The sequence below is a fragment of the Mesorhizobium sp. genome (assembly GCF_004962245.1).
In the GTDB taxonomy this organism is placed as follows: Bacteria; Pseudomonadota; Alphaproteobacteria; order Rhizobiales; family Rhizobiaceae; genus Mesorhizobium.
The window spans coordinates 1-11,102 of sequence record NZ_SUHQ01000065.1 but is presented as its reverse complement, the minus strand read 5'-3'; the positions used below and the strand labels follow the sequence as shown (position 1 = coordinate 11,102).

10 protein-coding genes are annotated in these 11,102 nt (G+C 63.0%); 4 read left to right on the top strand and 6 right to left on the bottom strand.

Annotated features, from left to right (window positions below):
• Nucleotides 1-269: 269 nt before the first annotated feature.
• Nucleotides 270-1,520, bottom strand: coding sequence for a hypothetical protein (locus E5X88_RS32875; RefSeq protein ID WP_292168363.1), 1,251 nt, complete (start codon nt 1,518-1,520; stop codon nt 270-272).
• Nucleotides 1,521-2,022: 502 nt separating this feature from the next.
• On the opposite strand from E5X88_RS32875, the gene E5X88_RS32870 reads away from it, so the two are divergent.
• Nucleotides 2,023-3,090: a CapA family protein gene (locus E5X88_RS32870; protein WP_292168367.1), complete on the top strand. Its 1,068-nt coding sequence runs from the start codon at nt 2,023-2,025 to the stop codon at nt 3,088-3,090.
• A gap of 186 nt (nt 3,091-3,276) precedes the next feature.
• Entirely contained in the window at nt 3,277-4,248 is a 972-nt protein-coding gene (locus tag E5X88_RS32865; protein WP_292168365.1) for a hypothetical protein, read from the top strand.
• A gap of 16 nt (nt 4,249-4,264) precedes the next feature.
• On the opposite strand, the gene E5X88_RS32860 is transcribed toward E5X88_RS32865, so the two are convergent.
• Together E5X88_RS32860 and E5X88_RS32855 are read right to left on the bottom strand one after the other, a co-directional pair.
• Nucleotides 4,265-4,546, bottom strand: coding sequence for a DUF2314 domain-containing protein (locus E5X88_RS32860; protein WP_292168361.1), 282 nt, complete (start codon nt 4,544-4,546; stop codon nt 4,265-4,267).
• Complete coding sequence (locus tag E5X88_RS32855) at nt 4,543-4,800, bottom strand: hypothetical protein (RefSeq protein WP_292168359.1); 258 nt, start codon at nt 4,798-4,800, stop codon at nt 4,543-4,545. Before E5X88_RS32855 ends, E5X88_RS32860 begins: the two co-directional genes overlap by 4 nt.
• 73 nt (nt 4,801-4,873) lie before the next feature.
• On the opposite strand from E5X88_RS32855, the gene E5X88_RS32850 reads away from it, so the two are divergent.
• Nucleotides 4,874-6,496: an FAD-binding oxidoreductase gene (locus tag E5X88_RS32850; RefSeq protein WP_292168357.1), complete on the top strand. Its 1,623-nt coding sequence runs from the start codon at nt 4,874-4,876 to the stop codon at nt 6,494-6,496.
• A 7-nt stretch (nt 6,497-6,503) separates the two neighbouring features.
• Here the strand turns inward: E5X88_RS32850 and E5X88_RS32845 are convergent, their stop codons facing one another.
• The 3 genes from E5X88_RS32845 to E5X88_RS32835 form a co-directional block, all read right to left on the bottom strand.
• A complete protein-coding gene (locus tag E5X88_RS32845; RefSeq protein WP_292168356.1) occupies nt 6,504-7,010 on the bottom strand; it encodes a hypothetical protein in 507 nt (168 codons plus the stop codon).
• Nucleotides 7,011-7,177: 167 nt separating this feature from the next.
• Nucleotides 7,178-8,308, bottom strand: a complete 1,131-nt coding sequence (locus E5X88_RS32840; RefSeq protein ID WP_292168355.1) for a hypothetical protein — start codon at nt 8,306-8,308, stop codon at nt 7,178-7,180.
• A 6-nt stretch (nt 8,309-8,314) separates the two neighbouring features.
• Nucleotides 8,315-8,749, bottom strand: coding sequence for a DUF4383 domain-containing protein (locus tag E5X88_RS32835; protein ID WP_292168354.1), 435 nt, complete (start codon nt 8,747-8,749; stop codon nt 8,315-8,317).
• Between the two features lie 1,086 nt (nt 8,750-9,835).
• Here E5X88_RS32835 and E5X88_RS32830 point away from each other — a divergent pair.
• On the top strand, nt 9,836-10,774 hold the full coding sequence (locus E5X88_RS32830; protein WP_292168353.1) for a diacylglycerol kinase family protein: 939 nt from the start codon (nt 9,836-9,838) through the stop codon (nt 10,772-10,774).
• Nucleotides 10,775-11,102 lie beyond the last annotated feature (328 nt).

The following is an 11,102-nucleotide window of genomic DNA, read 5'->3' as shown; positions in this document are numbered from 1 at the left end:
TGCCTGAGAATTCGGTCTGCGGCGCCTCGGCAAAGCCGCCCTTGTGCAGCGGCTCCGACGCGTCGAGGAAATCGGTCAACGGGCTGCGCCGCTTGGGCGGCGAAGCGCGATCGTCACGCGCCGGTGGCGGCGTGTTTTTATCGGGAAGTTTGGCCATGCCCCGAATATGGGAGGTATCGGCCAAAATGGAAAGAGCGGAGTGGCGAGGGGGGCGAGACGAAACCAAGCTGCTGACACAAGGGTGTCAGGAGCGATGTCGAAACACGCCCTCAGTTGAACCACAGCGCAAAGGTCAAAAACCCGGCGCCGCCGAACTCGCGCTGGATCTGGTCGAACTCCTCGCCGGTGAGAATCTTCCCGCTCTCGAGATAAGGCGCGATGGCCGGGCCGGTGATCGACAGCACCAGGTCGAAGGGTTTTGGTTCGTCGAAGAAGCGCTTCATGTTGATGCCTTTGTCGGCGATGCGGAAATGCGGCAGCAAGGTGCGGCCTTCGAGCAGATCCTCGGCCATATCGAGCGCGGCGTGCCAGGCCTGGACCTGCTCTTCACCGACTTCGAGGCCGGTGAGCGGGCTGGCGCCCTTCTGCTGCGGGCCGGGCAGCCATTCACGGTCATTGTCGGTCTCGGCGCGGATCGCCTTCCAGTTCTCGCGGGAAAGCCGGATCATTTCCATGAGATGGCGGCGTGCCGCCTGCCGGCGCTCCGGCTCGACCACAGGCCAGTTGACCAGATGAACCAGCGAGATGAAGTCGGCGATGCGCCATTCGGACGACAACATGCCGCCGCCCATGCCGCCGTCCGGCGGAACGAGCGCGTCCTGCAGCGGCAGCTTGGCGCGCGGGAACAGCATGTGGAACGAGCCGTCGAAGGCGTTCCTGAAGTCATGCGCCAGCCAGAAATCGGCCTGCGCCATCAGGAATTCGGCATAGCCCTGCAGCCAGTAGCCATCGGCGCGGTCGAAGCGGAAGGTGAGGGCGGGTGCGGCCGTGTCTGGCGCACCGCCGCCGCGTGACAAGGACGCCATGATGGCGGCCGCACTTTCGTCCGGCGCGATCTGGCCGTCCTCGTTGAGGTCGATGCCGAGCCGAGTGAGGTCGACCTCAACGCCGATATCGGCATCGGCAGGCACGGACCCAAGTGTGGCGGCGGACTTTTCCAGCCGGTCGCGGAAGGCGACCAGGATGGCGCGGAAGCCATCGTAGGTCAGCGGTTGGGGATCGGGATTTTCCGGCACCGGCAGCCGCATCAGCGGCAGCATGAAGGATTGCGGGCTTTCGAAACCATGGCGGTGCAGACCACCGGCCAGGATCTCCAGCGCAGTGAAGAACTCACCGGCGCCGGCGGCATAGGCTGCAGCGGGATCACCGGGCGCTGCGACTTCCAGCGCGGTAAGCGTGCTGTCGCGGTCCGCTACGGTTTTTGCCTCGAACAGGGCGGCCGGTTGGGCTGCGGCACCGGCGGAAGCAACCGGCAGCAGCAGAAAAAGGGCGGACGCCAGCAGGCTCGAAAATCGCGTCATCTTGGTCCTCCTCCAGTCTTCTACGCCGACCATACATGCATTTCTGCATGGCGCCTGTGGGTTATTTGTGGCCCTGCCATGAGCCCTCGAACGGTTCGATAAGCTAGGGGTAAAGGCGCGCAAAGCCTGTTGTTCATCGCCTTGTGAAGGATAGCGCTGAAGCCTGAAATGAAAAACCCGCCTCGGCGGGCGGGTCGTTGGCGCTAATCGGCACCATGAATAAATTCCTAGCACAACTGCCGTCATCTGTCAAGGTGAACCCACGATTCGCGAGTGCGCCCACCGATCGCGGACTCGCGGGGTAAAACATTTCCATGCGCTCGCACCAGAGCATGCGGGGAGGGTCGATCAACGCAACCGCGATCCGAGTCCGCCGCCATGGCACCTGCCGCGCGGCAAAAGTCTTGGCGTGCGGGCACGCCGCCGACAATTCCTGATCGAGGCGCTTCGCTGCGGCAGGCACATCGTCTACCGTGGCTGCTCATTCCGGTACAGGTTGCGCGTGTCGAACTATCCGCTCTCTTACAAATTTTCCTGGCTGCCACGCTTCCTGAAGCCTTCGCTCGGCGGCGATCAACAGGGCTTTGCGCCGGCAGTCGCAGCGATGATGGAGCCGGCGCCGGCCAGCGCGGTGCGACTGGCCTTTGTCGGCGATATCTCCGCGGTGGCCAATCGCAGAGCGCCGGACTGCGATCCGGCGATCAAGGCGCTGCTCGGCTCCGCCGACCTGGTGATCGGCAATTGCGAAAGCCCGGTGGTGGAACGACCGAGCGCGGCGATGGGCACGAAGCTCGGCACCCATCATGCCATGACAGAGCGGTTTCTCGCCGAGGCACTGGCGGCCGTCGGCATCCCGCATGAGAAACTGGTTCTGTCGCTCGCCAACAACCATGTGCTCGACCAGGGCATCGAAGGTTTCGACGAGACCGTTGCGGCGCTGAAACGGCTCGGCATCCGTACCATCGGCACTGCCGCCGACGGTCCGGTCGAGCGCCTTGCGGTCGGATCGCTGAGAATGGGCTTTGTCGCCTTCACGCTCTGGCGCAATGCCGGCGCGGCTGCGTTCGCGGGCCGCGTGTCGATGCAAGGCGATCCGGCACAATGGCCGCGCGATGCCGCCGACGGTCTCGATCTCATCTGCGCGGTGCCGCATTGGGACTGGGAGTTCCGGCATTTTCCGCGAGGCGAGACGCGGGCACTGGCACGGCGTCTGGCCGCGCAAGGCGTCGGACTGATCGCCGGCCATCATGCCCATGTCGTGCAGCCGATGGAACGGATCGGCAAGGCGCTCGTCGCCTATGGGCTCGGCGATTTCCTTGGCACGGCCTTTTCACACCAGCCATGGCCCGGCCGCATCGGCAGCATCCTGGCCGTCGATGTCAGCGCCGACGCCGGCACGCGCGGCGCCATTGCCGCATACCGGCTGCATGCCTTCATGCGGCTGCCCAAGGGCGGGCATGAGCGACTGGTTCCGGTCGAGGCGCTGGAGGGCCGCATGCGCGGCAAAGTCGAAGACCGGCTGAAGGCGATCTTTCCTTCTCCCCTTGTGGGAGAAGGTGGATCGGCGTGATAGCGCCGAGACGGATGAGGGGTGCTGGAAGAAATGAGGCGTTGGCGTTCCTTGGAACACCCCTCATCCGGCTGCTTCGCGGCCACCTTCTCCCACAAGGGGAGAAGGGATCACCGCCGGCTGGCGACTTTCCCGCAAAAGCAGCTATCATGTCTGACGCGGCCAGGTTTCGACGGTGGGATGGCGATGGAAGCAGCGGATTTCATGCCTGATGAAGCTGAGATCGCCGGCATCAAGAGGGGCCTCGAGGCCTATGAGGCCGGGCGAGCTTCGGCCTACCGGCAAGTCCGCTGGCGGGTGCCGCTGTTCATAGGTCTGGTGCTGGTGTTCGTGGTGCTGGTGGCCTGGCTCTTCAACACGGTCGCCGATCCCAACGAGCAGTGGTTCTCGACGCCGCATGTGTTGCTCTATGTCGTCGGGTTCGTGGCGACGATCCTGCTCTATTTCCAGGCGATCAAGCCGGCGAGCACGTTGCAGCAATCGTTCCGCAAGACGCTGCTGCCGATCGTCTTCGGTTTCATCCAGGACATGCGCTACCAGCATGACATGACGCCGAATTCGTTCGACCGGCTGCCGCGCGAGACGATCGGCACGTTCAACAACAAGCGCTTCGACGATATCGTGTCCGGCCGCTATGAGGGATTTCCATTCGAGCTTTACGAAGCCGATCTCCGGCAAGGCACGGGCAAGAGCGAAACGACAGCATTCAAGGGCGTCATCGTCGCCTTCGAGACCATCGTGCCGTTTCCCGGCATATTGGTGGCGACGCGCCGGACAAATGCGGTCGTCGGCTTTTTCCGCGGCATATTCGCCGGCAAGATGCAGGAACTGTCAAGCGGCGTGCCGGAACTCGATGCCGCCTACGACTTCCGCACCGACAATGCCGAGGCTGCGCAGCCGTTGGTGAGCGGCCGGCTGGCGCAGGCTCTGACATGGCTCAGCGAGACATGGCCCGATGATCCGGCGCGGGTTGCGCTCAATGGCGGCGACGGTTTTCTGCTGTTGCCGCAGACGAAGAATTTCTTCGAGCTGCCGGATACCTCCGTGCCGCTCGACTACGCCAGGCATGTCGCGCCGATGATCGCCGACATGGGCGCGATTCTGGCGACGGCGGCACTGGTGCGCAAGATCGGCGCAAAGGACGAGGCGGCGGGTTAGAGCTGAGGTTCAGTCGTCAGCAGTCGAAGCCGTAATTGCTCCGAAGATAATCCGCGTCTTCCTCCGGCATCTTTTTCAACATCACGCAGACGGTGAAGCTGCCTACCTGGCGGCCGTCTCTGGTGTATCCCCAGTCGGAAATGTCGTCCCGTGTGAATTCGATGTCCTGACCATTCACGACGTTACGCACGGCCTGCGGCTCGTTTGCCAATACTCCTGCAAATCCGGTCGCGGTCCGGCGGAAGGGGATGACCCAGAAGTGCTCGACCGCGTTTCCGTCCCGGATTGCGACCTTCAATTTGAACGTGGCTGTTCCGGAGGCGACGCCTCGGACAGTGTCAGGAATTCGTCGAGGCTGGCGCGGGCCTGTTCGATCGCCGCCGCCATCTCCAGATCGTCCGGAGCCACGGTGAGGACCTTGTCGCTCTGACCAGAGCTTTGCGCGTCGGCCGGTATGGGAGCAAACGCCAACATCAGGCACAGTATGGCACGGGCTGGAAGCTTCATGATGCGGCTGCTTTCGAGCGTCGCCGGAACGGCTGTGACCATCATTCATCGGGCGCGAATTTTGGCAACTGGTTTTTGTCCCCATCCAGCGCTATCGATTGGATAAACGGGGTGCATCGTGATCGAAGAACGCAAGGGGTTTCGCCTGTCGCGGCGGCTGCTGCTGGGCGCTGCGGTGGTCGGCGGCGCGGTGCTGTGGGGCGGCACGACGGTGGCGCGGCTGGCGCGCGGCCCGTCGGGGCAGAAGAATGCCGGCCGTATCGCCGACATAGACGGCATTCCCTTGCCGCTGAAGCCGCTGGAGAATGCGCCGGCCCATGATCCATCGCTGCCATGGTCGGCCAAGGGCGGCGACATCAACGATGCCAGCGGTCTGTCGATGACGCCGGTCTATGGCGTGGTCGAAGTGCGCGAGGAAGACCACATCACCAAGGCACTGGCCTTCGCCCGCGCCAACGGCCTGAAAGTGTCGGTGGCCGCGGTGCGCCATTCGATGGGCGGGCACGCCTTCGACGACAACGCGCTGGTGCTCGACATGCGCGCCTTCAACAAGATGACGGTCGACGCGGCGGCGAAGACGATGACCTTGCGGCCCGGCGCATGCTGGCACGACATCCAGAACCTTTTGCATCCGCGCTTTGCGGTGAAGGCGATGCAGTCGACCGACATATTTTCGGTCGGCGGATCGCTGTCGGTCAACGCGCATGGCATGGACCATCAGTCCGGCTCTGTGGCCGGCTCGATCCGCTCGATGCGGGTGATGCTGGCCGACGGGTCGGTGACGACCTGCTCACTGAGCGAGAACACCGAGCTGTTCCGCCATGTGGTCGGGGGCTACGGCCTGTTCGGCGTGGTGCTGGAGGCGACGCTCGATATCGTCGACAACGCCGTTTACCGGACCTCGCGCGAGATCATCAAATCGGATGATTTCCCGAAATTCTTCGCCGAGGTGCTGGAGCCGAACAGGGATATCGGTCTGTTCTACGGGCACCTGTCGACGGCGCCGGGCAATTTCCTCGAAGACATGATCGTCTACCGCTACGACAAGGTGGCCGACCAGCCGCCGGCCGGCCAGCCGGTGCTCGGCGAACCCGGATCGGTCGGGTTGAAACGGGTGATCATGAACCTCGCCAAACGGGGAGACCTGTTCCAGGAGCTGAAATGGTTCACCGAAAAGACGCTGGAGCCGAAATTCGAGAGCTGCACGGTGGCGCGGACGGCGGCGATGGCCGAAGGCGAGGCCTGCCTGGTCACCCGCAACAATCCGATGCACGATTCGGTGCCGTATCTGTTCAACGATCTCGTGGACGAAACGGACATACTGCACGAGTATTTCATTCCACGCGCAGCCTACACTTCGTTCATCGCGGAAGTCCGGGAGATCCTGCGCAACCAGACGCTGCCGGTGCTGAATGCCTCGGTGCGCATCGTCCACAAAGAAGACGTGGCGCTGAATTATGCGCCGGAACCGTCCTATTCGCTGGTGCTCTACATCAACCAGCCGACTGATGCCGGCGGCAATGCCAGGATGCGCGACTTGACCAGGACTCTGATCGACGTGACGATCAGCCATGGCGGGCGGTTTTTCCTGCCCTACCAACTGCACTATACGGGCAAGGAACTGCTGGCTTGCTATCCGGAATTGCCGGCCTTCCTGGCGAAGAAGAGGCAGTACGACCCGGAGGAGCTGTTTTCGTCGACCTTCTACCGTGCGATCAAGACGCTGAGCGGCATCGCCTGAAGGTCGCTCACAGGCCGTCAGGCATTTTCGCAGCCAGCCAGCTTGCTGACCGCTTGGCCATACCGATCGTTGCGGATGCGGCGCGGCCAAGGTCGGTCTTGACCACGGCGTAACCGTTCTGCGTGCGATCCAGCACCGAGCGTCCGCCATCGACCGCGGCTTCATAGGCGACGGGTCGGGCAGCTTCCGGTTCCGTCGCCATTGTCTGCGATCCGACAGCAACGCTGGGCCGACGACTCAATTCCGAGGGAAGCGAGCCGGTCGTGGCCTGCATCGCCGTCGTCAATTCAGGATCGGTCGCGGCAAGCTGCGACGACTGCGTTTGCGTGGTGCGGCAGATGCCGGAAACCAGCGGGTAGTTGAAATTGCGCTCGTGCAGCATCTGGCTTTTCATCGCCGCTTCGCAATCGGCGATTGTCGACCACTTGGCCGGCGTCTCGCCGATATATTCGCAAAGCCTGGCATCGCAGTCGCAGCCGACGATGGTCATGGCGACAAGGGCGGTCTTGATCACGGTCTTGTCCCTTCGAGCTACAGCGTTCTTCGCGCGACCGAAAAAATGCGCGACGCTGGAGCGTCATCAATCGCCGTGGATCAAGGCGGGATTTGGCCGCGTTTGTGGAATGAGCGTGGCGAACTGTTACGGAGTATTTCAGGAGTTCCGGCTGTGGCCGAAAAGCCTCAGTAATCGTAGACGTGCTCCAGCCTGGCGCCTGCCTTGATCAGCGCCGGCAGAACGGTGTGCAGCTTGCGCACGGCGACGGTCAGGCCGGTGCGGCGCGTGGCTGGCTCCGCCGGGACCTCGTAGCTGAACAAGGCGCGGGCGCCGTCGGGAACGGCGATCTCATCATGGGAGAGCATGGTGACCATGATCTCGTCATTGCCGCCGATCTCGACGAAGGAGACGCCTCTGTCGATCAGCCGCGGGATCATCTGCGTGAACACCTGGTAGCGCCTGGTGACGAAGATCGTGCCGTCGGCACCGTAATCGCGCTCGAGCAAGGTGTCCGGCTCGCCGCGTGTCGCGTCGCCGACGGGGCCTTTGGCCCAGACATGGATGTCGAGCAAGGCCGGGTCGGAGGTGGCGGCCAGCGCCGATTTGATCAGATCGGCATAGCTCTGCTTGATCGTGTCGGCGAGGCCGAAGGCGAGCTTGCGTTCGCTGGTGCGGACGGCGCTGTCGCCCGGTGCCGGCTGCACGGCAAACAGGCCGGCGCGCTTTTCGGCATAGGGGAATTCGTACCACGGCACCTGGTCGAGAAAGCCGGCATATTCGCCCGCCACCTTGGCCTGATAGATGTCGACGGCGGCGCGCTTGCCTGATGTCGCCTCGGTGATGCGGCCGACCGTGTTCTCATAGGCCCACTGGATGGCGTGCTCGATCGTGTGGCTGGTGCCGATGACCGTCAGCATCTGGTGGTTGGCGAGGTTGAATTCGTAGTCGGAAGTGGCGCGCATGACCGTCGCATAGTCCTGCCAGTAGCGGCCGATATACGACCAGTACGGGAAGCCGCTCGGCTGGTTCCTGTCGACGAAACCGGCATAGTCGCGGGCGGCGTAGACGATCGCCCATTCCGGATAGGTGAGCCAGGTCGATTCCTCCGGCCGCTGGTAGCCGGGAATCTCGGCGCGCACCTTGTCGGCCAGCGCCTTCGGCGGGGCATCGTCGGCGATGCCCGGCAAAGGCGCCGTGTCCAGCGACGGCGTGGTCAGGAAGCCATAGGCCAGCCCGGCGATCGGGATGAGCACGACGATGACGACCAGCCAGAGGATCGCCTTGATGATGCGCTTTACCAGGCGGAATACGAACATGGCCGGTCAGGCCGTGGCAAAATGGTCGTGCACGCGCTTCGACAGCCAGAAGCCGACATAGACGGCGAAGCCGCCGATGACGAGATGCGGCAGGTTGGCGAAGAAACGAGCCGGGAATTCGATGTCGTCAAGAGAGCGGAAGCCGTTGATGAAGATGCCGCCGTCCAGGCAGCCGGAACCGGTGACCAGGCCGAGCACGCCGTCGAACAGATAGACCGAGCCGAACAGCTTGAAATAGAACACTGCCTGGCGGTGCGAGGTGAAGGCGGCGGCCAGCGCCCAGACGCCGGAGAAGGCGTGCAGAAGATCGTCATACCACTGCAGCGAAAACAGGCCGAACAGATTGCCGCCGGGGTCGTTGAATGCCGGGACGTAGCCGATGGCGACGACGCCGAAGAACAGCAAGGCATAGGCAACGGCAAGCTTCTGGATCAGCGTCATGAACTGTCCCCCTCCTGCGAGTCCATTCGCTAACGTTACTCTGCCGGCCCCTGACGCGGTTTTCTGCGCTTCCGATGCTCACGGACCAAATGTCCGCTGCGCTTCGGTTCTCGAAACCCACGCCATGCGTCTCGGCAGAGCGCGTTATTAAACGGACTCTGACCACGCGGCGATAGTAGCTGATTTTGGCGTGCGGTGAAGCCGCGCCCACAAGATCGCGGCGACGGCCAGGTTATGGATTCATGACCGAAAAGACAGTCGGCGCCGGGATTTCTCCCAGCGCCTCCCTGTCAGATCAGGACACGGTTGCGGCAGCAACTTCCGTAAAGACGTCGCGCCTTGCCGGCCTTGATGTTGACGGTCCTGCCAGCCACCGCCCAAGGGCAGCGTCCGTTCCAGACCACGCCAGTCTCCACTCTTGCGAGCCTCGTCCAGCGTGCCATCGAAGGTTTTCGCCGTCCTTCATGGCAGCATCGGTCCGCCGTAGGCGTTCGCACGCTTTCCGCGGCCCCGTAGGTCTCGGCATCCTTCCTAAAACAGGCAAGCCTGCTTTCATTCGGGGCCGTACGGGCCTCAGGAAATCCGCCGTTTCGCTTTGCCTTTCGGCTGGCGATCGGTAGCCGCCTGAGATGGGTTGAATATACGCCGGATAAGCTTCCGGCGAAACAGCCGCGGGCCTGTGGATAGCGGGATTATCGGGGACCAAGTTCGGCGGCGGCGCGTTTTTTCGACCAGGCGCCGCCCGTGGGCGCTGACACGGCCCACGCCATTTCTGTGGCGAACCGAGATTGTCAGACAATCGACCTTGCCCCGCCGGCCGGCGCGGGTTTCAATGCCGGCAAAGGTTCCAGGGCGGCGTGGCTTTGGTTTCTTTGAAGCGCGCCGTGTTTTACGGGACGCGCTTCAAGTTTTTTGTTCTATGCATGTCGTTATCCCAAAACCGCTGCGCACTTTTGGGCGACATGCATTACAGCGCCGCGCGTCTTATTGGACGCGCAAAGGACGCTGTAGCACTTTGAGTTTGCGCATGATCCTTTCCGAAAATCGATTCCGATTTTCGGGGTCATGCGCTAGGGGAGGGTGTGCTTGAAGGTCGGGGTGGTTCTCAATCCGATTGCCGGTGGCGGCCGGCTCAAACGACATTGGCCCGAGGTCAGTGCTTCGCTGAAAAAGCATTTTGGCGATTTCGAACTGCGCGAGACGCAAGCCGAGGGCGACGCCGAACGGCTGGCGCTCGACCTCGCCGCCAGCGACTTCGATCTGGTGATCGCGGCGGGCGGCGACGGCACGGCCAGCGAAGTGGCCGACGGGCTGCTGCAAGCGTTTGGAGAAAGCGGCCGGACGGCCGCGCTCGGGCTGCTGCCCTGCGGCACCGGCATCGATTTCGCTCGTGGGCTTGGCTTGTCTGATGAGGTCGACCTGACGTTGAAGCGCATCGCCGGGGCCAAGGCCCGCAAGGTCGATGCCGGGCGCGTCTGCTATATCGACGACCATGGCGCGCTGGCCAGCCGCCATTTCATCAACATCGCCAGCCTCGGTCTTTCAGGCGCCACCGACCGCGCGGTCAATGCCGACAAGCGCAAGGGCAAGGTGTCGGCCAAGGCACTGTTCTACTGGCGCACCGTGTGGGAATTCATCCGCTACCGGTTCCAGGACGTCAGGATCACCGTCGACGACGGTGTTCCGGTCGAGGCGCGCATGGCGCTGGTGGCCGTGGCCAACGGAAAGTTCTTCGGCGGCGGCATGATGATCGCGCCCGACGCCGAACTGGATGATGGCGAATTCGACATCGTCATCCTGCGCGCGGCGGGCAAGCTGAAACTGATCTGGGATATCAGGCTGCTCTATGGCGGGCGGCACCGCAACCATCCGGCAATCACCATTTTGCGCGGCAAGAAAGTGGTTGTCGAACCGCTGGGCGATGTGGAAAAGAACGGCGCGCTGGTCGACATAGACGGTGAGTCGCCGGGGCGCATACCCGCAACCTTCGAGATCCTGCCCGGCGCGCTGACCCTCAGATGTTGAATCAAGGTGTTGAGAGACTGATTCAAGTCCCTTTGGATGTGATTCCGGCGATCCGGCCAATGTGCTGAAATCGCGTGATAATTGCCCGATGTCAGACCTCGAGCTTGGCCGGGAAATCCGGTGCGCTCAGATCGGTGTCGACCGCGTCCTCCAGAAGCCTGACGATGATGGTCGTCCTCGACACAGTGGTTTTGACAGGTCGGAGCCGACCGGCAGCGAACGTCGATCATTCCGTCCAGTGGCAAATCGCTCTAGGATGGGCCGAAGCTTTCTTCCCTTCGTCATCCTGGGGCGGAGCAAGGAGCGAAGCGACGCGGCGCAGACCCTG

Excerpts from the sequence above, each read along its gene's own strand:
- E5X88_RS32875 (WP_292168363.1), bottom strand. The coding sequence starts at position 1,520 with ATGACGCGATTTTCGAGCCTGCTGGCGTCCGCCCTTTTTCTGCTGCTG.
- E5X88_RS32865 (WP_292168365.1), top strand. The coding sequence starts at position 3,277 with ATGGAAGCAGCGGATTTCATGCCTGATGAAGCTGAGATCGCCGGCATC.
- E5X88_RS32855 (WP_292168359.1), bottom strand. The coding sequence starts at position 4,800 with ATGATGGTCACAGCCGTTCCGGCGACGCTCGAAAGCAGCCGCATCATG.
- E5X88_RS32840 (WP_292168355.1), bottom strand. The coding sequence starts at position 8,308 with ATGTTCGTATTCCGCCTGGTAAAGCGCATCATCAAGGCGATCCTCTGG.
- E5X88_RS32835 (WP_292168354.1), bottom strand. The coding sequence starts at position 8,749 with ATGACGCTGATCCAGAAGCTTGCCGTTGCCTATGCCTTGCTGTTCTTC.